23 protein-coding genes are annotated in these 25419 nt (G+C 48.2%); 16 read left to right on the forward strand and 7 right to left on the reverse strand.

Annotated elements, in window-relative coordinates:
• Window positions 1-499 precede the first annotated feature (499 nt).
• Window positions 500-1912: a trigger factor gene (gene tig / locus QUA50_RS10260; RefSeq protein WP_333265622.1), complete on the reverse strand. Its 1413-nt coding sequence runs from the start codon at window positions 1910-1912 to the stop codon at window positions 500-502.
• 225 nt (window positions 1913-2137) lie between these two features.
• Here tig and QUA50_RS10265 point away from each other — a divergent pair, with 225 nt between their 5' ends.
• The 4 genes from QUA50_RS10265 to QUA50_RS10280 all read left to right on the forward strand — a co-directional run bounded on the left by QUA50_RS10265 (window position 2138) and on the right by QUA50_RS10280 (window position 6713).
• Window positions 2138-2347 carry a hypothetical protein gene (locus tag QUA50_RS10265; RefSeq protein WP_333298809.1) on the forward strand — a complete coding sequence of 70 codons (210 nt, stop codon included), beginning with the start codon at window positions 2138-2140 and terminating at the stop codon, window positions 2345-2347.
• Between the two features lie 127 nt (window positions 2348-2474).
• On the forward strand, window positions 2475-3518 hold the full coding sequence (locus QUA50_RS10270) for an aspartate-semialdehyde dehydrogenase (RefSeq protein ID WP_333265620.1): 1044 nt from the start codon (window positions 2475-2477) through the stop codon (window positions 3516-3518).
• Between the two features lie 106 nt (window positions 3519-3624).
• The gene (dapA, locus tag QUA50_RS10275; protein ID WP_333265618.1) at window positions 3625-4548 is read left to right on the forward strand and encodes a 4-hydroxy-tetrahydrodipicolinate synthase; all 924 of its coding nucleotides are present in this window, start codon (window positions 3625-3627) and stop codon (window positions 4546-4548) included.
• A gap of 281 nt (window positions 4549-4829) precedes the next feature.
• On the forward strand, window positions 4830-6713 hold the full coding sequence (locus tag QUA50_RS10280) for a ribonuclease J (RefSeq protein ID WP_333265617.1): 1884 nt from the start codon (window positions 4830-4832) through the stop codon (window positions 6711-6713).
• 227 nt (window positions 6714-6940) lie between these two features.
• On the opposite strand, the gene QUA50_RS10285 is transcribed toward QUA50_RS10280, so the two are convergent.
• The 3 genes from QUA50_RS10285 to QUA50_RS10295 all read right to left on the reverse strand — a co-directional run bounded on the left by QUA50_RS10285 (window position 6941) and on the right by QUA50_RS10295 (window position 9632).
• Complete coding sequence (locus QUA50_RS10285; protein ID WP_006632924.1) at window positions 6941-7216, reverse strand: MoaD/ThiS family protein; 276 nt, start codon at window positions 7214-7216, stop codon at window positions 6941-6943.
• A gap of 246 nt (window positions 7217-7462) precedes the next feature.
• Window positions 7463-8761 (reverse strand): threonine synthase, encoded by a 1299-nt coding sequence (gene thrC / locus QUA50_RS10290; protein WP_333265615.1) that lies wholly within the window; start codon window positions 8759-8761, stop codon window positions 7463-7465.
• Window positions 8762-9371: 610 nt separating this feature from the next.
• A complete protein-coding gene (locus QUA50_RS10295) occupies window positions 9372-9632 on the reverse strand; it encodes a MoaD/ThiS family protein (protein ID WP_333265613.1) in 261 nt (86 codons plus the stop codon).
• 493 nt (window positions 9633-10125) lie between these two features.
• On the opposite strand from QUA50_RS10295, the gene QUA50_RS10300 reads away from it, so the two are divergent.
• Entirely contained in the window at window positions 10126-10413 is a 288-nt protein-coding gene (locus QUA50_RS10300) for a hypothetical protein (protein ID WP_006632921.1), read from the forward strand.
• A 538-nt stretch (window positions 10414-10951) separates the two neighbouring features.
• Here QUA50_RS10300 and QUA50_RS10305 read toward each other — a convergent pair.
• Together QUA50_RS10305 and QUA50_RS10310 are read right to left on the reverse strand one after the other, a co-directional pair.
• Window positions 10952-12328, reverse strand: coding sequence for a cytochrome P450 (locus tag QUA50_RS10305; protein ID WP_333265611.1), 1377 nt, complete (start codon window positions 12326-12328; stop codon window positions 10952-10954).
• Between the two features lie 138 nt (window positions 12329-12466).
• Window positions 12467-13072: a hypothetical protein gene (locus QUA50_RS10310; RefSeq protein WP_333265609.1), complete on the reverse strand. Its 606-nt coding sequence runs from the start codon at window positions 13070-13072 to the stop codon at window positions 12467-12469.
• 694 nt (window positions 13073-13766) lie between these two features.
• Between QUA50_RS10310 and QUA50_RS10315 the strand changes: the two genes are divergently transcribed.
• The 7 genes from QUA50_RS10315 (at window position 13767) to QUA50_RS10345 (ending at window position 19982) form a co-directional block, all read left to right on the forward strand.
• Complete coding sequence (locus tag QUA50_RS10315) at window positions 13767-14333, forward strand: COP23 domain-containing protein (RefSeq protein WP_333265607.1); 567 nt, start codon at window positions 13767-13769, stop codon at window positions 14331-14333.
• A gap of 57 nt (window positions 14334-14390) precedes the next feature.
• Window positions 14391-14597, forward strand: coding sequence for a hypothetical protein (locus tag QUA50_RS10320; RefSeq protein WP_333265606.1), 207 nt, complete (start codon window positions 14391-14393; stop codon window positions 14595-14597).
• Between the two features lie 11 nt (window positions 14598-14608).
• Window positions 14609-14908 carry a hypothetical protein gene (locus QUA50_RS10325; RefSeq protein ID WP_333265604.1) on the forward strand — a complete coding sequence of 100 codons (300 nt, stop codon included), beginning with the start codon at window positions 14609-14611 and terminating at the stop codon, window positions 14906-14908.
• The gene (locus tag QUA50_RS10330; RefSeq protein WP_333265602.1) at window positions 14905-16128 is read left to right on the forward strand and encodes a COP23 domain-containing protein; all 1224 of its coding nucleotides are present in this window, start codon (window positions 14905-14907) and stop codon (window positions 16126-16128) included. The genes QUA50_RS10325 and QUA50_RS10330 overlap by 4 nt, the downstream gene beginning before the upstream one ends.
• Before the next feature lie 217 nt (window positions 16129-16345).
• Entirely contained in the window at window positions 16346-18586 is a 2241-nt protein-coding gene (locus tag QUA50_RS10335) for a phosphoketolase (RefSeq protein WP_333265600.1), read from the forward strand.
• A gap of 79 nt (window positions 18587-18665) precedes the next feature.
• Entirely contained in the window at window positions 18666-19265 is a 600-nt protein-coding gene (locus QUA50_RS10340; protein ID WP_333265599.1) for a Uma2 family endonuclease, read from the forward strand.
• 117 nt (window positions 19266-19382) lie between these two features.
• The gene (locus QUA50_RS10345; RefSeq protein WP_333265597.1) at window positions 19383-19982 is read left to right on the forward strand and encodes a Uma2 family endonuclease; all 600 of its coding nucleotides are present in this window, start codon (window positions 19383-19385) and stop codon (window positions 19980-19982) included.
• 354 nt (window positions 19983-20336) lie between these two features.
• On the opposite strand, the gene QUA50_RS10350 is transcribed toward QUA50_RS10345, so the two are convergent.
• On the reverse strand, window positions 20337-21155 hold the full coding sequence (locus tag QUA50_RS10350; protein ID WP_333265595.1) for a methyltransferase domain-containing protein: 819 nt from the start codon (window positions 21153-21155) through the stop codon (window positions 20337-20339).
• Between the two features lie 171 nt (window positions 21156-21326).
• Between QUA50_RS10350 and QUA50_RS10355 the strand changes: the two genes are divergently transcribed.
• From QUA50_RS10355 to QUA50_RS10370, 4 genes are all read left to right on the forward strand, one after another.
• Window positions 21327-21548, forward strand: coding sequence for a hypothetical protein (locus QUA50_RS10355; RefSeq protein ID WP_333298811.1), 222 nt, complete (start codon window positions 21327-21329; stop codon window positions 21546-21548).
• 66 nt (window positions 21549-21614) lie between these two features.
• Window positions 21615-22286 (forward strand): response regulator transcription factor, encoded by a 672-nt coding sequence (locus QUA50_RS10360; protein ID WP_333265593.1) that lies wholly within the window; start codon window positions 21615-21617, stop codon window positions 22284-22286.
• A 78-nt stretch (window positions 22287-22364) separates the two neighbouring features.
• A complete protein-coding gene (locus tag QUA50_RS10365; RefSeq protein ID WP_333265591.1) occupies window positions 22365-24320 on the forward strand; it encodes a CHASE2 domain-containing protein in 1956 nt (651 codons plus the stop codon).
• A gap of 304 nt (window positions 24321-24624) precedes the next feature.
• The gene (locus QUA50_RS10370) at window positions 24625-25419 is read left to right on the forward strand and encodes a DUF928 domain-containing protein (protein WP_333298812.1); all 795 of its coding nucleotides are present in this window, start codon (window positions 24625-24627) and stop codon (window positions 25417-25419) included.

Raw genomic sequence — 25419 nt, forward strand, 5'->3', positions numbered from 1 at the left:
TGCTGCTGATGAAAGCTTTAAATTAAGCCGCCAGCTTTTAACTATTATGCCTCTTCTGAACGGATATCGGGGGAATGGGGAATGGGGAATGGGGAATGGGGCATTGGGCATTGGGTATAGTCGAGCAAAAATCTTGTGACTATTTAACCCAAATTCAACACTAGCTCGACATTAAACGTAAAATTCGATCGCACTTCAGATACCCCCGATCCCCGCCCTAGGGACATTCCAAGACCCCATTAGTGTCAACAACCAGGCTAAAACCCTTGATAAATCTCGGTTTTACGCTAAGTCTAGATCCCCCTAAATCCCCCTTAAGAAGGGGAGTAGGGGTTGACTTAAAGAGGCTTCTTGTCCCCCCTTCTTAAGGGGGAGTAGGGGGCAAGCTAAGGGGGGATCTGGCTTTAACAATCAAATAGCCGTCTCTGACTGGGTTTGACGTTAAGTTGACACGAAGAAGGGCTGGCGTGCGGTGTCCCTACTACTTTGATTCTGCGCCCTATTCTTCGCCTACGACTTCCACTTCAACGCTCGTGGCTGCTTCTGCTGAATCTTCAGCGTCCGATTCTTCCGATTCTGCTGCCGGAGTCAGTGAGCCTTCAGGTACGAGTTCGATTGTTCCTTTTTCTTCCAACCATTTCAGGGTTTTTTGTTTGAGCAAGTCTTCTGCTACAAATTCCTGCAACCTTTGGGGGTCAAAATCTCCTTTGGGAAACTGCTTTCTGATTTTTGCTACTTCTGCTTTTACTTCTGCTGGTTCAACAGATAAGGATTCCAGCTTGGCTACTTCTGCCAGAGCTAAATTCTGCTTGAGGCGCTCGATTGCTTCCGGGCGCGAGCGTTCCCGCATCGGCCCCATATTTTCTTCGGTAAACAGTTGGTTGATATCTATGCCGTAATTTTTCAATTGGAGGGCTTGTTGATTCAACAAATAATCGATTTCGCGATCGAGCATTGTTTCGGGAATTTCCACTTCTATTAGCTGCGCGAGGGCTGCTGATATAGCTTTTTCCTTATTAGCTGATGTCTTGTTTTCTTGGTCTGCTTTAAACCGAGTTTCGAGCGATTCGCGCAGTTCTGCTAAAGTTTCAAACTCGCTGACTTCTTGGGCGAAGTCGTCGTCCAACTCCGGCAATTCTTTTTCCTTAAGTTCTTTGAGGGTAATCGTAAAGACTGCCGGTTTTCCTGCTAGTTCTTCACTGCTATACTCATCTGGGAACTGCACGGAAACTTCTCGAGTTTCTCCCGGATTCATCCCGATCATGCCTTGGATAAAGCCCGGTACAAACTGATTTTCCGACAATTCTACTTGGAAGTCTTCTGCTTGACCGCCGGGAATTTCTGCGGGAGTTTCGCCTTCAGGGGCTTCGGCAAATCTACCGGAGAAATCAACCAAAGCCGTGTCTCCCAACTGAGCCGGCCGGCCTTCTACGGGGATTAAAGCAGCTTTGTCCGATCGATATTTTGCCAGTACCTCATCTACCTGAGCCTCATCATACTTAGCTTCTTCTGCTTGAAGCTGCAAACCTGTGTACTGACCCATTTTCACTTCGGGTTGTACGTCAACCTTCGCCGAAAAAATCAGAGGCTGTTCTGGATCGAACTTCTCTAGTAATTCTTCAAACTCGGTGCGAAGTTCAAAACTGCCAATTGCGGCAATTTTTTCTTGTTCGAGGGCTTTTTGCAGGGAATCATTAATCAAATTTTCCAAAGCCGTCGCCTTCAAACGACCCTGGCCTAGGCGCTGCAGCAAAACTTGACGGGGAACTTTGCCTTTGCGGAACCCAGGAATATTCACCTCGCGAGCAAATTGTTTAATTACTTGCTCGTAAGCTTGTTTTGACTTTTCTGACGGTACTTCGATTTCCAGACCAATTTGGCTAGCTGGAAGTTTTTCCTGGGTTACTTTCATCGGCTTTTTTGATATTTAACAATAGTAATAAAACACATACAAATCTGACTTTGCCTGCATTTTAATTTTGTACGCTTTGACTCGTAACGGCACAACTACAACACCTTTACCGGATGAGACTGTCAGTCGTTGCCGGCTACTTTTTTGGCTCTTGCCAAATAGTTTTGGTTTGAGGATACTAGCTTTTGCTGCTAGGAATGTGGAGGTTAAGTCCACTAATTGCCGATGCACCATAGCACATATCGCCCTGTGATGTCAATATTGCCGGACTCACAGGCCAGTCAAAGTCAATGGATGCGCCTGCGAAAATGCAGATATATCGCAAAACTTAACCGGATGCGGATTGGGCGTGGGCGATTGGCAAAAGATGCTAAACTGACATTGGGTACGATCGCATGCCATCGATCGGGAAGTTCGATCGCCCTTTTAGGTTAACTGCACCGTGGCCATCCTCTCATGCTCCTGATATCGCATAACATTAATTAAGTTTGATATTGAGAATTGCAGTTATTTAAATTTTTGATTTCGATCGTTTAGACTCTAATTTGTGGAGGAAACTAATTTGTCTCAATCCTATCGAGTTGCCATTTTAGGAGCCACCGGCGCAGTCGGGGCCGAGTTGCTAGAACTCTTGCACAGCCGGAGTTTTCCGATTTCTCACTTGAAGCTGCTGGCTTCGGAACGTTCAGCAGGCACTTCCTTGCCTTTTGGGGGCGAGATGCTGCAGGTGGAAGCAGTGTCGGCGCGATCGTTTGATAATGTAGATTTGGTGCTCGCCTCAGCAGGTGGCTCAACTTCTAAATTATGGGCTCCGCAAGCTGTGGCAGCCGGGGCAGTGGTAATTGACAATTCTAGCGCTTTTCGCATGGATGCGACGGTACCGCTAGTGGTTCCCGAAGTCAATCCCCAAGCGGCAGCAGCTCACCGAGGTATAATTGCAAATCCCAACTGCACGACGATTTTGATGGCAGTTGCCGTTTGGCCGCTTCACAAAGTTAAGCCGGTACAGCGCATCGTTGTAGCAACTTACCAGTCTGCCAGCGGGGCGGGGGCAAGGGCAATGGAGGAAATGAAAGCTCAAGCAAGAGCAATATTGCAGGGGGAAACGCCCAAAACCGATATATTTCCCTACCCTCTAGCATTTAATTTGTTTCCGCACAACACCCCGATTAACGATTTGGGGTATTGTGAAGAAGAGATGAAAATGGTAAACGAAACTCGGAAGATATTTGGTACGGACGAGATTAAAATTACGGCAACTTGTGTGCGGGTTCCCGTACTCCGGGCTCATTCGGAAGCGATTAATCTAGAGTTTGCAGAGCCTTTGAGCGCGATCGAGGCCAGGGAAATCTTAAAGCAGGCAAGCGGGGTTAAGCTGGTAGAAGACTGGCAAGCTAATTATTTCCCGATGCCCGCAGAAGCCAGCGGTAAGGATGAGGTGTTAGTTGGCAGGATTCGCCAAGACATTTCTCACCCCTGCGGGTTGGAGATGTGGCTGTCGGGCGATCAAATTCGCAAAGGGGCGGCTTTAAATGCGGTGCAGATAGCTGAGTTGCTGGTAGAAAAAAATTTGTTGCGAACCCAAGTGGCGGCGGCTTCTAATTAGGGGAACCCTCGCAACTTGAAAATTGAAATAGGGGATTTTAGATAAACCTTTCATCTGAAATCAAAAATTTAAAATCAAACATCAACAGTCTAAAATCGGAGAAAGTGTGGTAAAGTTTGGACGGGTTCTGACTGCAATGATTACGCCGTTTAAGGAAGACGGCAGCGTTAACTATGCGGTAGCAGAACAATTGGCAGTTCATTTAGCCGATCGCGGTACAGATAGCTTGGTAGTGTGCGGCACAACGGGCGAGTCTCCCACTATGACCTGGGATGAAGAGTACGAATTATTTCAGGTAGTACAAAAGGCGGTAGCCGGTAAGGCGTTGGTAATCGCAGGAGCCGGATCTAATTCTACTTCTGAAGCAGTCGCAGCTACGAAAAAAGCAGCTAAACTCGGGTTAGATGGTTGTTTGCAGGTGGTTCCTTATTACAACAAACCCCCGCAAGAAGGTTTGTACAATCATTTTCGGGCGATCGCGCAATCTGCTCCTGAATTGCCTATAATGTTATATAACATCCCCGGTCGAACTGGTCAAAATATGCTGCCGGAGACGGTGGCTCGATTGGCCGAAATCCCCAACATTGTGGCCGTAAAAGAAGCAAGTGGCAACCTGGATCAAGCAAGTCAAATTCGGTGCTTGACATCCCCTGAATTTGCCATCTATTCTGGAGATGATTCCCTAACTTTGCCAATGTTGGCGGTAGGAGGATCTGGTGTAGTTAGCGTAGCCAGCCATCTGGTAGGAGAACAACTGCAACAGATGATCCAAGCTTTCGAGGCCGGTCAAGTTCAAGTCGCTACCCAGATTCACTTGCAACTTTTTGACCTGTTTAAAGCTCTTTTTCTCACCACAAATCCCATTCCCGTCAAGACAGCTCTCAAGCTTCAAGGCTGGGATGTAGGCTCCACCCGTCCGCCCCTGTGCGATCCGCCCGTTGAGGTAACTCAAAAGTTAAAGGACGTACTGAGTCAGCTAGCAGCAGTATCAGCTAGCAAGACGAGCGAGAACGAGTTTTCAGACAACTGAATATTGGTTGTTATCAGTCATTAGTTCTGAGTCATCAGTCATTAGTAATTAAGTGTTAGTAAGTAGCTAACAGTCAAGAATTAAAGACTGAAGATAGAAGAATGAAGGCCAAAGACAACTGACTGTACGGGAGAGTAAAACCCGCCAGGGATTTTTCCATAAATATTTGGAAAAATATCGCCCTACCAACGAACAGTAGACGAAAGACGAAAGACGAAAGACCACAGACCACAGACCACAGACCACAGACCAATAACAAAAATAACTAACAAAGGATACGCATGATCAAAAATACAACTGCATCTGCTCTAAAAGTTATTCCCCTCGGCGGGCTGCACGAAATCGGTAAAAACACTTGCGTGTTCGAGTACGGCGACGAAATCATTCTTTTAGATGCCGGTTTAGCGTTCCCGACAGATGGAATGCACGGGGTAAATATTGTCCTTCCCGACATGACTTACCTGCGGGAAAACAGCCACAAAATTAAAGGTATGATCGTGACTCACGGTCACGAAGACCACATCGGGGGAATTCCTTACCACCTCAAACAATTTGAAATTCCGGTCATTTACGGCCCGCGTTTGGCGATGGCTTTGCTAGCCGGAAAATTGGAAGAAGCCGGAGTGTCTCACCGCACTGAATTGAGAACGGTTAGACCCAGGGATACTGTCAGAATTGGCAAGAATTTCTTAGTCGAATACATCCGCAACACTCACTCGATGGCCGACAGTTTTACGGTGGCAATTCACACTCCCGTCGGAATTGTGATCCACACCGGAGACTTTAAAATTGACCACACTCCTGTAGACGGCGAGCATTTTGATTTGCAAAAGCTGGCGGAGTACGGCGAGAGAGGCGTGCTGTGCTTGATCAGCGATTCTACTAACTCGGAAGTTCCCGGTTTTACCGCTTCGGAAAGTTCTGTGGCGCCGAATTTAGACAGAATTATCGCTCAAGCACCGGGACGGGTGATGGTGACGACTTTTGCTTCGTCGGTACACCGATTGCAAATTGTTTTGGACTTGGCTAAGAAAAACAATCGGTATGTCGGAGTGGTTGGCCGGTCGATGCTGAACGTCATCGCTCACTGCCGCAATCTCGGCTACATCAAATGCGAAGATAGTATTTTCAAACCGCTCAAAGAAATCCGCAATTTGGCTGAAGACAAGGTACTGATTTTAACTACAGGTTCCCAAGGCGAACCGATGGCGGCGATGACTCGCATTGCTAACGGCGAACATCACGAACTGAAAATCAGAAAGGGCGATACAGTCATTTTCTCAGCTAATCCGATTCCGGGAAATACGATCGCAGTGGTAAACACGATCGATAAACTGATGATGCTAGGAGCACACGTGGTTTACGGCCGCGACAAAGGCATTCACGTTTCCGGCCACGGCTGTCAAGAAGACCAAAAGTTAATGATTAACATGACTCGTCCCAAGTTCTTCTTGCCGGTTCACGGGGAACACCGGATGCTGATCCAGCACTCCAAGACGGCTCAAAGCATGGGCATTCCCGCTGGCAATATGGTGGTTATTGATAACGGCGATGTCGTAGAATTGACCGAAAATTCGATACGAGTTGCTGGCCAAGTGCCGTCAGGAATTGAATTAGTAGATGCTTCTCGATCGGGCGTTGTCAAAGCCAGCGTCCTCAAGGAACGCCAGCAGTTGGCGGGAGATGGCGTTGTAACTGTAGCGGCGGCTTTGAATTGGGAAGGCAAATTAGTTGCCAAACCAGAAGTCCACTTGAAAGGTGTAGTGACATCAGCCGATCGCGCGGAAGTGATCAAATTAATCACTCAAACCATTGAAACAGTTTTGAGCGATCGTTGGTCAGAATTTGTCAAACCCGCCACCGCTGACTCGCAAGTTGACATTGACTGGGTAGGAGTGCAAACCCAAATAGAAAAAGCAATTGGGCGAGTGATGCGCCGGGAACTGCAAAGCAATCCGCTGCTGGTATTCCTGATGCAGATTCCTGAAGAAGCAGTGCGATCGGAAAAAGCTGCAGTGTCTCCCGGTTCCCTGGAAGCACCTAAGCTATTATCATCGCAATCATCGCCATCATCGCAATCATCGCCATCGCCATCATTGCCATCTCCTGCCAATCAGGTGACGGGCAGGCGCCGTCCCCGGACTGCAGCAAGGGCAGCTTCCTAGTAGGATAATTCTCGGACGCACTGCGAACAAAGAAAGGAGTTTTAGGTTTGGTAGTTGCGCTTGGGTACCCAAGCGCAACTACAAGCCTAGATTTGATTTCATAACTAGATTTCCTGACTAAGTAAGGGAATAGTGTTTAACCGCAGATAAACGCAAATGAACGCAGATAGTAATTAATTCTATCTGCGTTCATCTGTGTTTATCTGCCACCATCTGCGGTTGCAAAATCAGCCACCAGCAACTGCTGGAACAATGCTAACTTCATCGCCATCTTGGAGGGCTGTTTTTGAGCCATCCAAAAAGCGGATGTCTTCGCTGTTGACGTAGAAGTTGAGGAATCTGCGGGGTTCTCCCTTTTCGTCGCACAGGCTTTTTTTGATGCCGGGACAATTGGTTTCCAGCGATTCAATTAGTTCGGAAATGTTGTCGCCCGCGCATTCGATGGTGGCTTGATTGTTGGTAAATTTTTGCAGGGGGGTTGGAATTAAAACTTTGACGGTCATTTTTTTAGTCCTCAGTCAGTAGTCCTTAGTCAGTAGTCATATCATGTCCGATCGAGCGACCGCGATTTTTGTAGGGGAGGCTTCGCCAACAATACCTGCCAATAATTGACAATCTCAAAAACCCGCCCCGACCGGGATATTATGGTTAATCGATCGGACAAGATATCATTAGTCAACAGTCAGTAATCATCAGTCAATAGCTTAAGAACCAATGACTAATGACTACCGACTATTAACTAATAGCTATTAAACCGAAACTTGTTGCCATTCTAAGCGTTCGAGCGTGCGGGCGCGTTCTAGGGCGCGCTCGAACGCTTCTAGTTTCGGTTCGAGGGTGATGGGTTCGCCGATGTAGCCTTGAACTGCTTCTTGCGTTTTCAAACCGTTGCCGGTGATGTAAGCGACGGTGGTTTCATCGGGATTGATTTTACCTGCTTCTACGAGTTTCTTCAAGACTGCGATGGTCGTGCCGCCAGCGGTTTCTGTGAAGATACCTTCGGTTTCGGCTAGCAGTTTCATGCCTTCGATGATTTCGGTGTCGCTGACGGATTCAATGTTGCCGTTGGTTTTGCGGGCGATTTCCAAGGCGTACATACCGTCGGCTGGATTGCCGATCGCGATCGACTTAGCAATTGTATTCGGTTTCACCGGTTTGACGAAATCGCGGTCTTCGCGGAATGCTTGGGCGATTGGGGAACAGCCGTCAGCTTGGGCGCCGCTGAACCGGACTTTCTTGTCGTCCACTAAACCGACTTCGATGAATTCATTAAAGCCTTTATAAATCTTTGTGAACAAAGATCCGGAGGCGAGGGGGGCGACGACGTGATCTGGCAATTGCCAGCCTAGCTGTTCGGCCACTTCGTAGCCGAGGGTTTTTGAGCCTTCGGAATAGTAGGGACGCAAGTTGATATTGACAAATCCCCAGCCATGTGTATTTGCGACTTCGCAACAGAGGCGGTTAACTTGGTCGTAGTTACCGTGAACTGCCATGACTGTTGGATTGTAAATCAGAGTGCCGAGGACTTTGCCTGCTTCTAAGTCGGAGGGGATGAAGACTACGCAGTCGAGTCCGGCGTGGGCGGCGATCGCAGCCGTAGAGTTAGCTAGATTGCCGGTGCTGGCGCAGGATACTGTTGTGAAACCCAATTCTCTCGCTCTGCTGAGGGCGACTGAGACCACTCTGTCTTTAAAACTGAGAGTGGGCATATTGACGGCATCGTTTTTAATATAAAGATTTTTTAGACCGAGGCGGCGAGCCAAGCGGTGGGATTTTAATAGAGGAGTCATCCCCGTGCCGACATCGATGACGTTATCTGTAGCGACTGGTAAAAATGCGCGGTAGCGCCAGATCGAGTTGGGGCCGGCTTGGATGGTTTGGCGAGTGACGGTGCGGCGGATGGCGTCGTAGTCGTACTTGACTTCAAGCGGGCCAAAACAGCAATCGCAGACGTGCTTGGCTTGGAGTTCGTACTCTTCGCCGCATTCTTTACATTTGAGGGCTGTGAAGGTTGCTGCTGTGGATTGGGTTCTGGTCGCCTGGGTCATAGCTCAACTCTCTAGTTTTGCAATGTTTTCTTAGTCTTGTGCAAGATTAGCACGGTCAATTTACCCCGTCAACCATACCCGATTTTTTTAGTCGGGATTGATTTTTCAGTTAAACAGCGGTGTATTTAACTTGGATATTTGGGCGGGCGGGACGCCCACACCACAAGGATTTGAGTTGTTTTCAGGATCGGGATCTCAATCCAGATTTTCAGATCCGCACGCGAGCCCGATCGATCTCGATGATGATTTGCCGACAAAATTGTTACAAAACTTAATAAATCTTTTTTGGGCTAAGAATTTGGACAGTAGTGCGATCGAACACAACTACAAAACCTCGAATTTTTGATTAACTGATATCTTGCACCATTCTCGCTTAACAGGCTGGACGGCCTGTTCCACAACAAAATTCACTCTTTGTGGAACAGGCCGTCCAGCCTGTTCATAAATAGCTTATTGAGAATGGTGCAACATTTCGATGTTGCACCATCCTCGCTTAACAGGCTGGACGGCCTGTTCCACAACAAAATTCATCTCTTGTGGAACAGGCAAGATGCCTGTTCCTAAAAAGCTTATTGAGAATGGTGCAACATTTCAGATTAACCAACTCAGCCTACCCGCCGCTGACGGGAGGGATGAGGACAACTTCGTCGCCGTCTTGGAGGATGGTGTCGGGGGAAACGAATTCCATGTTGACGCCGAAGCGGGTGCGATCGCGCCATTGTTCTAATTGAGGATATTGGGCGATCGAGCTTTCGAGCACTTGAGACACTGGGGTTTCGGGAGGAAGTTCTAATGTAAGTTCCGAAACGCCGTAGGCTTCACCGAAGGCGGCGAACAGTTTAACGGTGACGGTAATCGAAGAGTTAGACACGGCTGTTGAGTGCGATCGACGGTTTGGCAATTATCAACTACACCATACAATTAATTAGGAATTAGGCGCGCCGAGGCTTAGAATTGAAAGCGGCAACCTCTAGTTAAGTTTTACCCCACCGGGTAAAGATGATAGTTGATTGCAGCAAAAACTCTTAACAGGATTGTATGCCGATCGCTCTCACCAACCAGGCGTTAGAAGCAGTTAGCATCCACTTAGATGCAGCTAGCTAAGGTCTAGTTGGCTGCTGTTGAGGCTAAGGCGAGAATAATTTTGAGGATGCGGTATAGATACTTTACGGTAATTGTGGGAGAGTACAAAAAGCTCGCACTACATTTAGCAGGCAACAACGCAGACAATCCCCTGCCAACCCGCTTCTCCTGACAAAAAATCAGGTTATCTAGTGCGGCTTGTGATGGTCAAACCTTTGCCCTGCTTAGCAAGCTAGGCGTTCAATCTAAGAATAATACTGAAGTTAACGCGATAGAAATATATGGCCAATAACGATTTTAAAGTGCTTCAAATTATTGAAGCTAAAGGCTGGTATGCCTTTGGGAGTACCAAGCAAAGCCAGCACGTTGAGAGATGGGTAAGACCTGTCGTGTGTTGGGTTTTAATAGAAGATAAAAAAAAGCGGCGGGTTGTGACAGCTACCGCTAGCTATCAAATCCAGATTGACGACAAAGAAGTCGAGTTTTTTGCCCACGAAAGCGAAATTCAAGATTTGGAGAGTCTCCCGAAGTCTGTCTCGGTATCGGAATTTCTGAAAACAGAAGATTGAGAGAAGGGCAGAAGGAGATAATTTAATAAGTTATTAATTATTCCTTAGTGATTCCTTAAACTTGCTGTCGGATTCTATTGGAATTAGAGGCATAAGCTCTAGATTGGGAGAGGGGGAGATGAGGACAGGGGGAGAATTTATACTTTTGCTTTGCCTTCTGCATCTTGTCTCCAATGCCTCAAGTAGCCCAAAAAATAAAGAGGCCGGAAGATTGGTGGCAATGCCAACACGCTTCCGACCTTGCTGAATAACAGGGTATGCATATGTTTTTAAAGTATGGCAGGCAGGCTTTTGAGATATCAAGAGGACTATTGCAATCACCCACTTTTGCTTTCAGGCTGTGTTTGCAAGGCTCCTATTATTTTAGACTGAGAATTTGAAAATTGAGAGAGGGGAGGCTTACAGGTTAAGGATTCTAGCTATTTATCTGTAGCGGGTGCTACAAAAAATGGTGGCATTGGCGGACGATCGCACTTTCTCGCTAAATTGTTTGCACTCAAAGCTGAAAGTTCGATCGTCCCCTGCAACGGCTGCGACTTCAAACCCCACTAACAACAGGTTCACGCTTCTGCTGCGGCATCCGCCGCCCCAGCAGGGCCATCCTCACGCCCCCGGCCGGCCCTAAAGTCACCCCTCGGCGTTTGGCCTGTACGGGCTTTTTCTGGGCCAATACTAGGTCGAAATCCCGCAAAATGGTTGCCAGCACCAGTTTCATCTCCAACTGCGCCAGCGCCAACCCGATACAGCGGCGGCTGCCGCCTCCAAAGGGCAAATACTCGTAAGGCGAGAATTGCCTCTCCAAAAACCGTTCCGGTTTAAATTGCAGCGGTTCTGGATATAAATCCTCCCGTCTGTGGGTCAAATAAATTGAGGCGAAAACAACCGTGCCCGGTTCGAGTTGATGTCCCATCAGTTCCACGGGCGATCGTACCACTCGCGGAAACGTCAGCATTCCCACCGGGTAAATTCGCAGCGTTTCCTGACAAACTGCACTCAGATAAGGCAAGCGGGAAATCTCCATCGGATCGGGATTTTCCCCCAAACTGTCCAATTCTTGCAGCAACTTCTGGCGCACCGAGGGCAAACTGTGAATCCAGTAAAATGCCCAAGCTAGGGCAGTTGCTGTGGTTTCGTGGCCTGCAAACAGCAGCGTCATCAACTCGTCGCGCAATTCTTCATCGGTCATTGGTTGCCCGTTTTCGTCGCGCGCGGCCATCATTAAGCTGAGAATGTCGGTGCGGTTGGCATCAGGTTGCAGTCTGCGTTCTGCAATTTCGCCGTCCATCAGTTCGTTAATTTTCCGCTGCTGCTGTTTCATCCGCCCCCAAGGACTCCAGGGCCCCCAATCTTGCTGCATCCAGCCTAGAAACAGCATACTCGATCGCAAAGGAGAGCCGATCGTATCGATAATCGCAGCCAGCAGCGGGGACAGTTGCTGCAACCGCGGCCCGTCATCCAGACCGAAGACAGCCTGCAAGATTACCCGCATGGTGACTTCCTGCATCGCGCTGCGGGCCACAAAAGGTCGATCGACCGACCATTTGCTGGCAACATCTCGAGCGATATCGCAAATTAGTTGGCCGTAATTCCGCATCCGTTCCCCGTGAAAAGGCGGCATCAATAATTGGCGATCGCGTTTGTGCTTTTCTCCAGAGATCACAATCATGGATTGTTCTCCCAGCAAGGGTTTAAGAATACCGTTGATCTCGCCTGGAGCGTCAAAAGCTTTGCTGTTGAGCATTTCCTGGATCCCTTGCGGGTTGTGGATCATCACGAACGGTTTGAGCTTGCCCCATCGAGTCGTGAAAATCTCCCCGTACTTTTTGGCAGATAGATCCAGGTATGTCAGCGGATCGCCAATCCATTGAATTAGCTGCACGAAGCGGGGGCTTTTGGGGCCGTCAGGTAGTGTCATAGGAATTACCGGGGTTTGGGTCACAGGACTTAGCAGTATCAAAAAACTTCAAAGGGTTTGAAGGTTTATTCAATCCCTGCCAACCCTTGTTTTTAAGGGGAGAATTGTGTAATTCCCATCTCCAATAATTTTAATAGCTTATTCTCGAACCGTACTCAAAATATCCTCTCCAAGCTCTGTAAAACGAACAGTTTTGATTTGCCAAGGAGCATAACTGGTTAAAGTTTGGCGCACGCCCCCGAACAAACCTAACATTTGACAACTGGACAGATTTTGCAATTTCTGCCGTGAACTTCCAGAGGCTCGCAAATCCACGGTAGCTATTCCGAGGTCGCGATCGATCTTGAGGCGATAGCCAGCCAAACTAAGACTATCGAAAATCTGCTGCTTTAACACTTCATTAACTGCCGATGACATTAACTGGTTCTCTGGGCCTGTAACTGTTTCCGGCTTCAGAGTTTGACACAAATTATCTACCTTATAAACCGTAACGGTGGCAGTATTTTCTGAGAAGGTAGCACTACCTAAAACTGAGGTAACAGAGTTAGAAGGCTGCGTTAATTGACTCGATCGAGCCTCAATTTGATTTCCCGTTAGCTGTAGGTGTTGGAACGGAGGGGCGCTTCGGGAGAGTTGGGTCTGGTTTTCGGTTGAGGTAACTGCATCTGAGCCAGAACAACCGCTACCGCCTATCAAAATTAACCAAACGCCTAAATATCCTAACTGTTTGCAGATACGGTTCATAGTTTTTAATACTCAACTAAACTTCAGTGTACGGAGGGTGAACTTTGGTAGTAGAAAGCAGTTAGTCCCTGATTACACTCACTTAGAAGTATTTCTAGGTATCCGTAATACGGAGATGAAAACAAGTTAAGAGTTCTGGTCAATACCTTCATTTTCATGTTCGATCGATCTGGCACAGGAAGTATTAGTCCTCATTTGTGCAACCCTGCCGTCTCGGTATCGCAGCAGATCGAGCTAGGGACTTCGATCGCAAAGTGATATCAAATACCGTGTCAGTAGGTGTGATGTACCGTTGCAATTCGAGCAATTCCAATATCTGAGGTAAAGAGCCTCTTTCCGGTTTGCGACAGCCAGAGCTGGATTAGTAGTAATGAGGACAGAATTCAGACTGGCGCGCGCATTTTAAGCTCGGTTTCGGAGCGCTTTTTTAACAGCGCCGATAATCGCGGTTAGAGGGAATGTCCAAGTCGCGAACAATATCAAAACTTACGGATCAAAAGCAAAGAAACCGGGTTGTTTAACCAGGCATAAGGGCTGCAACGAAGTGTTTTCGTAAAAAAAACTGGTTTCTGGTCAAGTCGCGAATCACATCATTCCTCAGTCAGCGAATCTGTAACGAACAGGCGTGTCAAGGGTGTTATCGCAGCATTCGGTGATTTTGTGCCGAATCTCATAAAACACAGGGAAAAAAATCATGAAACAGCAATTATGGACAAAAGTTTTGGTGGCAACAGCCATCGCCCTCAGCGGCCTGTCGGTTGCTTCTGCACCGAGTTACGGTCGGCGCGCACCGAGGGAAAGTGGATTTTGGTGTAACACCTCGACTGGTGCGCCGGTGACGGTGTACAAAAACGCTAAAGGTGCTGTAGAGCCTTGGATTGAGTGGACTTCCGATTATTTCTCCGGTTCAGGCTACGATCCGGCAACTCGGTGTCAATTGGTGAGTCAACGCCTCGAAACCTATCGCCGCCAACGAATGCTCAAGTACATTACTGCAGGCCAGATGAACGGCCAGAACGTCATCTGCACGGCGAATCAAGTCAATGGGCTGTGTCAAAATTTGATTTATACCCTCAGACCCGGCCAAGACCCGATCGGCTCTTTGTATAATTTGTTGGCTTGGCGCCAAGGATATGTCGGGATGCCGTCTTTTGATGAAACCCGTAAAATTCCTTACATTGATGTCAGGAAAAAGCTAGGGGAAAACACGGATGATGAGGCGCAACAGCCCTCTTTTTCCCCGCCGTTGGGACAGCCTTAAGCGAAATCTTCTGCTTCTGGGGCGATCGAACCTATACGGTGCTGTTTCTGGCACTTTGTGGCTTTCGACAGGGGCGATCGCGCAATTCTCACCGGCGACGCCCTGCTTTACCCACCGCTGGGAGTTCCGAGGCTGCTGGGCGATAGCGATCGGGCGACCGTTCTGTTTCGCAGCGGCATCGAGTATAAAATAGCACTATTAAGCAGCCAGCCGGGAGCCGTGTCCGAGCCCCTGCTGGCAGCCAGCTTGCAGGTGGTGAGATAGGGGCTTCGGCGGTGACGCGCGGCTTCGTTTCGGTGCTGCTGCCCAAATCTTTGCCTCAAGGTTATAGCTTCGGCTATACAAATGAGGTTAAAATCGGCATGACTGGCGGCCCGATTTTTAATGCCAAAGGTTTCTTGATTGGGATTAACGGTAGGGGCAAGTATCGAGATCCAAATTTTTGCGTTTATGCTTTGGAAGAGGGAAGTGAACCAACAGCGGAATTATCGGAAAAAATGGTTAAATCTAGTTGGGGAATTCCAATTAGTATATATTGGCAGTTCGCCTCGTTTCATCTAGGGAGTTATCGATGAATGTTTGGAGTTTGCGGTTTGACGCGCTGACAATCATCTTGACAGGTGCATTAACAGTGACGGCGCTTGTCAGCCAACAATATGCTGCCTGTGCCAAAACAGCAGAAGAAATTGCCCAGCTAGCGACCTTGACAACTGTGGAAGTCAACAATACGCTGGGTTTTTTTGCTAGCGGATCTGGAGTAATTATTGCCAAACAGGGTAATATTTACACTGTTTTGACAGCTAATCATGTGGTGGCAAGCCTCGCTCAAAAATACAGCATTCGCACTCATTTGGAAAAGGATTATGCTGCGATTAGAATACAGCGCCTACCGAAAAATGACACGGATATAGACTTAGCTTTGATACAGTTTCAGAGCCGAGAACAGTATCCAGTGGCACCAATAGGCGAGTCAGAACGTGCTGTTGTCGGTTCTGCTATTTACGTTTCTGGCTATCCGCTGCCAATTTCGGGATTTGAACGAAAACTTGAGTTTACTGCTGGCATCATCTCTTCTCGCTTGGGCAGCGCCTCATCAGGGTATCGTCTGCGCTACCAAGCTGTAACCAGGCGCGGGATGAGCGGGGGGCCTGTATTTGATGCTGATGGGAAGGTTGTAGGAATTCACGGCCAGGGGGATACTGTTGGCACAATTAGAAGTCAGTGGAACGGTCAGATTGAGGAGATAAAAACGGGGTTAAATGCGGCAATCCCGATCGATGCTTTTATGGCATTGCTTTCACAAAACAAGCGTAACGGCTTTGATATTCTCAGCAATCTTTCTCTCAGCAGCGCCTCGGATCGAAACCAGCCGAATCGGGGTTATGGAGGATTTGTGTGCGATACCTCCACGGGCGAGCCGGTGACTGTGTATCAAAATCCGCAAGGGTTCAGGGAGCCTTGGATTCGCTGGAATTCTAATTTCTTTTCTAGTTCTGGCTACGATCCTCTAACTCGCTGCCAACAAGTGACTCAGCGCCTTGAGAATTATAACCGAAATAAACAGCTAAATTATGTGACTGTGGGTATTGTAAATAACCAGAAAGCGATTTGCACGACTAGCCGCGTTAATGGGCCTTGCGAAGGTTTGATCTATACGCTGCGCCGCGATCAAGATCCGACTCCTGCACTTAGCAGTTTTTTTGTTTGGCTGCGGAATCAAAAAGCTGTGCCTTCTCTTTCTGAAAGCGGTACTGTGCTGTATATCGATGTCCGGGAACGGCTGGAACAATTTTAGATTCGCGATTTTAGATTTGAGAGGGATTAGTAATGGGCAAACACAGAACTCCGACTTTTTTAATAAGTCGGGGTTCTCAAACAACTAATTATTAGCTGAAAATTTGAGATATTTTACTTATTTATCACTGACATAATAGAACTCATGATTTTTTGGAACACGGAAGCTATAAAATTACTCTTACATTAATCCAATTCAAATTTTTCCGGTATCAAGCATGACAGCAACTACCCCGCAGGCAAAGTCAACAACGCCCGCTTTTTGCGAAGGCATTCAATATTTTTCTGAAACAGTCCCCGGTTTTGAGACTTATGGAAAAGCACCTGCGATCGCCGATGGGAGCAAGTCGATCGCCGATCCTGCCGATCCCGCAGCCGTCTTTCAAACCATGCTCGCAGCAGACGCCCTGCGGTACCTGACGCTGCAAGTTACCGCCAGCAAGGCATCGGGACATCCGGGGGGTTTTGCCAGCCAAGCTGAGGCCTATGCCGCTTTGGTTATGCTGGGACACAAGAACATTGTCACCGAAGTCGGCCATCACGCCCCCGGCTTTTACAGCGCCATGTTTCTCGATCGATCTTTAGAGGATATGGGAATTGTTAACGTGCAGCAAATGCGCGATAAATTCCGAGAAAAAGACGGTTTGTTAGGACATCTTTCCGGTTTCATTCCCGGCCTTTTAGCACCGGCTGGCCCCCTCGGACAAGGACAGCATTTCGCAATGGCTGGAGCGCTTTTGCACCGCGAAAAACTGTTTGCTTTCACATTGGGCGACGGCGGCATGGGCGAACCCTATCCGATGAGCAGCATGGCGCATTTCCACACTGCTTATCCCAGCGTTACTAACTTTTTGCCCGTGTTGGTTTGGAACGGATATTCTCAGGAACATCACAGCATGGTTTCGACTAAAACTAATGCTGAAATGATTGCTTATTGGCAAGGCAACGGTTTTGAAGAAGTTATCTTAGTTGATGCTAAGGAATTTGACGATCAAAATCAACCGGAAGATTATGTGGACAGCACTGCTTTTTCGCTCGAACAGCGCATGGCATTTACCAAAGCTGTTTTAGAAGGAGTTGACAAAGCGGCAAAATCTGCTCTCGGCGGCAAATTAACTGCGTTTATTATCAAACAGTTGAAAGGTGCAGGCGTCCACGCGCGCGGAGCAAAATCTCACAACCTTTATCCGAAAGATACGCTGGATGCTCCGCACATTATCAGTGCTTTAAAAGAGCGCGCTTTGACTGCTGCTGCTTGGGAGTTGGTGCGGACAAATGCTGAACGTGCGGGCGGCGGGCCGGCAGCGAAAACAGTTGTTACTGAGTTTACATTGCCGCTGCCAGATTTAGGAGAATTGCCTTTAGAAGAATTTGCAGTTGGGGGAGAAGCGAAGATTTCCACAACAGCAATGGGGCGTTTGGTAGGGAAAGTCGGCGAGCGCGATCGTACTTTTATTGTCACTAATGCTGACGGCAACGAAGCATCGGCAATTGCCAACATCAACCAAGCTCTCAAGATTATTCACCCCACGACAGATGACCTTTACAATCAATCGCCAAACGGTCAAGTTTACGAACCTTTGAGCGAAGATGCTTGCGCCGGTTTAGCCGTAGGTTTATCGCTATTTGGAGCGCGGAGTTTGTGGTGTTCCTACGAATCTTTTGCCATCAACGGTTTACCAATTTGGCAAACTGTCACCCAAGCAATGGCAGAATTGCGGCGTCCAACTCCGGCAACTGTCACCTTATTTACAGCCGGTGCATTGGAACAAGGCCGCAACGGTTGGACGCACCAGCGGCCGGAAATTGAGGCTTATTTTGCGGCGATGATGCGGAATGGAAATGTGTTTCCTTTGTTTCCACCGGATGCTAACAGCATTCAAGCTTGTTACGAGTGGGCTTTGACTGCTAAAAATAAGGGAGTTGTGATTACTGCGAGCAAGTCGCCGCTGCCAATTCGCACTACTCTTGAACAGACTCGCCAAGGTTTGCAAGACGGTGCAATAGTGCTGCACGAAGTCGATTCCCCCCAAGCTCCCCACAATCAAGGAGGGAGCAAGAAAGTTGTGTTTGCTGTTGTCGGCGACATGACTTTAATGCCAGTGTTTGAAGCGGCGGCATTTTTGGAAACAGAAGGGATTGGAGTGCGGATTGTTTCTGTTGTGAATCCCCGGCGTTTGTACCGCCCAACAGACGTTGCTTGGGATACTTGTTCGGAAGCTGACGGCGGCTTTTTGAGCGATGAGAAATTTGCCGAAATGTTTGGCGGAGATGCCTTGATTGGCGTGACAGGCGGTGCTTCTGGGATGTTGGAACCTGTGATGCTCCGCAGCAATTGCCAGCGGGATACTTTCGCTTGGAAGCGGGGGGAAACTACTGCTAGTGCCGGTCAGTTGATGGCGTTTAACGGGTTGACTGCTGAGGCGTTGACTAAAAGGGCGATCGAGCTAGTTCATTAAGTTAGAATGTGAGTGAATGCCCCTGCCTAGTTTGTGCTAGGTAGGGGCTAGTAATATTTAAAATAGGATGGTGATACCTGTGACTGCACAACTTTTAGAAGAAATAGGTACGCTTGCGGAACAGCGATTGATTCTCCCCGGTTATTATACTTGGGAGCAATTTGAGGATCTCGAATCTTTGATGGCAGACTCTCCCGGTTTGCGGATAACTTATCTTGATGGGTGGATCGAGTTTATGACAGTCGGCGAAGAACACGAACAAATTAAAAGTGTTTTGGCTATATTTATAGGACTTTACTTTTTTGAGAAAGGGATTAATTTCATTCCTGTAGGGAGTGCAACTCGCAGAGACCGGGCAAGAGATGTCTCATTTGAACCAGACGAGTCTTATTATATAGGTTCAAGAAAAGAGCATCCCGATTTAGCCGTGGAAGTAACGATTACTAGCGGTAGCACAAATAAACTCGCTAAATATCTGCGACTTCGCATTCCAGAAGTCTGGTTTTGGGAAAATAATCAGTTGGCTGTCTATCGGCTGCGCGAGGATAATTACGAGCAAGTTTCAAGAAGTGAGTTTTTGCCGGAGTTGGATTTAGAATTGCTGGTACGCTGCGTTTTAATGCCTTCAAGGATTGAGGCAAGGACGGAGTTTCTTAATGGGGTGCGGCAAGTGGGTTGAATGCTGAGGAGTTGGTAAAAAGTGCGATCGACCTGATTGGTTAAGTTATAATGCGAGAATCTCCCAGTTTTTAGCCGGGATAATTTCTACTTTTTCCTAACTTCCAACTATACAATCATGACAGCAAAAGTTTTAGAAGAAATAGTTACGCTTGCGGAACAGCGATTGGTTCTCCCTGGTTATTATACTTGGGAGCAATTTGAGGATCTCGAATCTTTAATGGCAGATTCTTCTGGTTTGCGGATAACTTATCTTGATGGGTGGATCGAGTTTATGACACTGGGCGAAGAACATGAGACAATCAGTTGTCTTCTTAACTTTTTGCTACAACTCTACTTTTGTGAAATGGGAATTGAATATATTCCTGTAGGGAGTGCAACTCGCAGAAACCGGGCAAGAGATGTCTCATTTGAACCAGACGAGTCTTATTATATAGGTTCAAGAAAAGAGCATCCCGATTTAGCCGTGGAAGTAACGATTACTAGCGGTAGCACAAATAAACTCGCTAAATATCTGCGACTTCGCATTCCAGAAGTCTGGTTTTGGGAAAATAATCAGTTGGCTGTCTATCGGCTGCGCGAGGATGATTACGAGCAAGTTTCAAGAAGTGAGTTTTTGCCGGAGTTGGATTTAGAATTGCTGGTACGCTGCGTTTTAATGCCTTCAAGGATTGAGGCAAGGACGGAGTTTCTTAATGGGGTGCGGCAAGTGGGTTGAATGCTGAGGAGTTGGTAAAAAGTGCGATCGACTGCGAGGGTTTCGCTAACGGCTTGAAAGTTACTAAATTATTCCTATCTCTCTTCCTTCATCTGCGTGAATCTGCGTCAATCCATTGTCATCTGCGGTAAAGAAATTCTCTTTGTTTAACCGCAGATGAGGGCAGATTAACACAGATTAACGCAGATGGATTAGATAAATTATAGTGTCACCGTCCGTAATTGTTGATTATTGACTCGATTTTACGCCCGACGCTGAAGCGCGGATTTGATTTGTTAGCTGGGAATGTAGCAATAGTGCTAGAGGTTGTGCTGCGACGGGACATTAATATTGTGTGAAATATCTGTCTTAATTTTATTGATTTTTTTCCCCGCACGCCATCAACCAAAAACTCATCATAGATCGATCGCCCGCAGCGACAAACTCATCCCGCGAAACCAGATAGCTGGCTATTTCCGACTCGGAAATCAACCCTTGTTTGACCATTTGCAAAATGGGGCCGGAGTCAAGCAAAGGTTGAAACGCCTCAATTCCGATGATATCGCTGTGGGTGACAACGGCTTCTAAATCAACGCTAACAAACCCAGCTTCTTTGAGAATGCGGCACAGATTTCGCCCGACGCATAAATTGCCGCCCCGCGATGCCATTACCTGCTTGAATTTCTCCCGGACAATCTCGACTGACAACGGTGGATTTGTCAGCCAAAACAGATCCGCATCGCTATCGATAATCACCAGTTTTCCCCCAGGCTTCAAGATGCGGAATATTTCTCTAGCTGCTGCGACGGGATCTGGGAGGTGAACGAACAGCAAACGGGCGATCGCAAAATCGAAACTGTTAGCCGCCAAACCAGTATCCGCAACCGACGCTTGAATGCGATTTACTCGATCGCCCCCTTTGTCCTGCAAATATACTACTGCTTTTTCGTGCAGTGCGGGGTCAATTTCTACCGCTGTTACCGAACTGTTTGGCAGCAATTCTAACAGTTTTTCGGTAAAAAATCCCGGCCCGCTACCCGCTTCCAAAATATTCATCCCGTCGGCTAAACCGAACCATTTTAAAGTGCGCGCTTCCTTTTCCCAACTGAGGAGAACTTGAGCTTTTAACCGTTGAATTTCTGCCTCCAACTCCAGATTGTAGGTGTTGGCTTGATACGAACCTTCTGCTGGCATGAAATTATCCTTCTTCTTGCTCGGATACCAGGATTATAATAGAAATACAATCAAATCTCCGATCGAGTTATCTGTGCGTAATATTGTTTCCGGTGGCATCGGAATGATTTAACCACAGAGGACGCTCCAGAACGCAGAGTTCGAGAATAAGCTGTTCTCCATTTAAATTGTGTGTCAAAAATCACTCTATTTATTGTGGGATGGGCTTCTAGCCCGTCCCGAATATACAATTTAAATGCGCGACAGCTTAGAGAGATGAATAATTCCGATGAAGTGCGGATTTTGCAACACAATCAACAGAATTGCGCTTTAGCGCACTTCTCGTTGCTGACCTCCACAACCACAGTTGGCGGACAGATGCAGGACGGAAGCCCGGTAATTCCTCTATTGTAAGAAGATGACGGATTACCTAAACTAAAGACGCTGATTTTCCCGCATCCCTTACTATTTTTATGAACTATGCCCCATACTCTAGCTCAACCTGAAAAACGAACCTTTTTGATCGTGGATGACCATGCGATGGTGCTAGGCGGCACGCTTAACATTCTGAAGCAAGAATATCCAGAGGCAGAGATTCTGACGGCTCCGACGGCTCAGGCTGCCCTGGAGCAAATAGCGCAAACTACCCCGGATTTGGTGATTGTGGATCTGGTGATGCCAGAGACAAGTGGCGAAACGGCGCAAGCGAATTCAGGGCTTCAACTCCTCAAAACGTTGATGGAGAAGTATCCGCGTCTGAATATTGTGGTGCAGAGTGCTCATGTTCGGACTTTAGTTTGGCTGAAACCGTCGATCGACAATCATGAGGGCGGCTTCACAGTTGTCGATAAGAGTCAGCCGATGAAAGACTTGCTGGCAATGGTTGATTGGGCGCTGCACGAGCGGATTTATACACCCAGAGAGATCCGCAACGGGCTGCAACTCAAACCCGCTTGGATGCAGGTGTTGCAATTTGCTTTTCACGAGAGCTTGCAGGATACTGCGATCGCCAAACGGATGAATGTTTCTGAACGCACTGTGCAGTGTTACTGGAGTAAGATTCGAGATGTGCTAGATGTGTATAAGGATGATGATAAGAATCTGCGGATTCAAACGGAAGTGCGAGCTAGAGAACAAGGATTGATTGATTAGGCCTCGACCGAATACCAAATACCAAGTCCAGAACAGGCAAGATGCCTGTTCCACAAGAATTATTGGAGATGTCTATTATTGAAGCGCGATCGATGGCAAGCAGTGAAAGAGGGTGTCACGACTTGGGGACGAGGAGGGCTTCCAGGGTTGATGGTGATTGTCGCTGTGATGATGGCTAGATTGAGCGGTGCGCTTCAGTTTTGGGAGTTGGTTGCGTTCGATCGATTTCTGCGCTTGCGTCCTCCTGAGCCAATGGATGAACGGATTGTAATTGTCGGCATCACTGAGGAGGATATTCAACGCGCTAGAACTTATCCGATTCCCGATCGCGATATTGCCGATTTACTCAAACGCTTGCAGGCCTATCAACCGATCGCGATCGGGCTGGATATTGTCCGCGATATTCCGGTGGAACCGGGTAATGCTGAACTGACAGCGGTGTTTCGCAGCAGCAAGAATGCGATCGGAGTGGAGATTGCTTTGCCCGATCGCAGTGGCTTTACCGTCGCACCTCCGCCCGCGCTACCACCAGAACAAATTGGCTTTGCAGATTTCGTACTCGATGCGGATGGCTACCAGCGCCGCAGTTTATTGGGCACTGGTAGCCATCAGCAGGAATACCGTTTTTCCTTCGCGATCCGGCTGGCAGAACTCTATTTAGCAGCCCGAGGAATTGAGTTTGGTAATGGAATTCGCGATCGGGAGGCTAAGCGCTTTGGCAGCATAGAATTTACCAGAGTGCAGTCAAACTCTGGCGGATATGTGGGGGCGGATGCAGGCGGCAACCAAATTTTGCTGAATGTTCGCAGCGGGACAATGCCGTTTCGCGTGCTTTCTCTCTCGCAAATCAAATCGGGACAGGTCAACCCGGATTGGATTCGAGGCAAAATTGTGTTGATTGGGATGATGTCTTTTAGCGCGAAGGATCTGGCAAGTTCACGTGCGATCGCAGGCATCAATCCCGGACGGATTTACGGTGTGGAAATGCAAGCCCACGAAACCAGCCAGATCGTGAGTGCGGTGCTCGATCGGCGACCGTTGATTCGGGTTTGGGGGGAGGGCTGGGAAACGCTCTGGATTGCGGTCTGGGGACTCTTGGGGATGAGTTTGGGGCGATTTCTGCGATCGCCCTGGAAATTTTCGATCGGGCTCTTAATCGCCAGTATTAGCCCGATCGCGCTCTGTTACTGGCTCATTCTTTTGGGATGGTGGGTGCCGATCGTACCTGTATTGCTCGTACTCGTGTTGAATGGGGCTGGGTTGACGGCAGCGTTATTTTATCGCCACGAACAGGAACTCCGACTGCGGTTGGAGGAACGTCAATTTGCGATCGAACAAACTTTTAATGCGATTCATAGCGGGCCTTTACAAACATTAGTGGTGATTTTGAGAACAGTTGGGGAGCAAGATCCGCCGCCGCCGTTTCTACCGGAGTTGCAACGCTTGAATCAAGAATTGCGGGCAGTTTACGGCTCAGTGCAGCGAGAAGCGATCGCCGATGAACCGCATTTGCGAATGGGAAGTGCGATCGAATTAGCCCTGCAGGCTCCACTGCATGAATTGCTCTACAAAGTCTATTGCAACACGCTCGAACAAGAACTGCCTTACCTCAAAACGCTCAAGTTCAAAATAGTGCAGTTCGATCCCTTGAACACCTCGCATCTGCGGTTGGAACACAAGCGAGCACTCTGCCGCTTTCTGGAAGAAGCGCTCTGCAATGTGGGGAAACACGCGATCGAAGCTACTCGCTTGACTGTAATTTGCACTCAGGAGGGCGATCGGCAAGTGATTCGGGTGGCGGATAATGGTAGGGGGAAACCGTCTGACGCAGAAGCGCTTAGCTTGGCCCAAATCGATCGAGACAGGGAAATAACCGAAGATCCAAACCCTAAACTTCAACCTTCAGGATTAGGAACCCAGCTTGCAAAGAACTTAGCCAAACAGTTAGGCGGAGCATTTCGGCGCTACCCGAATCAACCGAAGGGGACAGTGTGCGAGTTAACCTGGTCAGCAAAACGGCGCTGGTTCTGGTAATTGGTTCCTCAGAGTTAGCATCCGAATTATTCATATCATGTCCGATCGATTAACCATAATATCCCGGTCGGGGCGGGTTTTTGAGATGGGAGATTGTGGGCAGGTATTGTGGCGAACCCTCCCCTACAAAAATCGCGGTCGCTCGACCGGACATGATATCATCTCTCTCTTCTCGAACTCTGCGTTCTCTGCGTTCTCTGCGGTTAAATCATTCCGATCCAACCGGAATTGACATCACACTTGCTATATCTTTGCACCTTCCCGCAAACGAAGCTTGCGGGCAGTCCTCTATTGTGTTTGTGTATTGTTGATTACTGTAGAAATAGTTACAGAGGGGATTGCGATGATGACTCACGGATTGAAGCGTCGAACCGTTTACTCTGCAGGCATTGCGAGTTTAATGCTGAGTGTTTCGCTCTCTCTGGCTCCTGTAGCGCTGGCAAAATACACTCCTCCTGAAAACCCTTCTAAACCGAAAGAAACCGGCACGAATACCACTCGCGGCGGCAGTTGCGAAGGTGATTCACCAGCGGTATTGACTGCCTTAGTGCCGTTTAGCCATGTGGGACAGACGATTTCCGGGCATCCGACTTTTACCTGGTTTGTACCCGATCGCACTTCTCGTCCGCTGCAATTGAGGCTGTTTGCTCGATCGGGACAACTGCTTTACAGAACCGAGATCCAGAGTCAGCCGGGAATAATGTCCGTTGCTTTGCCTTCAAATGGGCCCCAACTGTCGATCGGGCAATCCTATCAGTGGCAAGTGGTGTTGGTGTGCGATCGCAATGTTCCTTCGAGGAATGTGGTGGCGGCGGCAGAAATCCAAGTGGTTGCGCCGGATGCGTCGTTGCAGGCTCAAGTTGCGGCCGCGCAAACTCCCCAACAGCGGATCGACCTGTATGCCCAGGCAGGGCTGTGGTATGACGCGATCGCAGAAGCGCGCAAAGCCTCTGAGACTTCTCAAAACCAAGCGCCCGTGCTGGAACTGCTAGATGCTCTTGCGGGTTCGGAAGCCGAACCTTTGAAAGATTGGAGCGATCGATTGAAGCAAATAAGGGCGATCGAGCAACAGCGCCAACTTCCTCAAGCAAAACCCTAA

Origin of the sequence: Microcoleus sp. M2_D5, assembly GCF_036701935.1 — a bacterium.
Lineage (GTDB): Bacteria > Cyanobacteriota > Cyanobacteriia > Cyanobacteriales > Microcoleaceae > Microcoleus.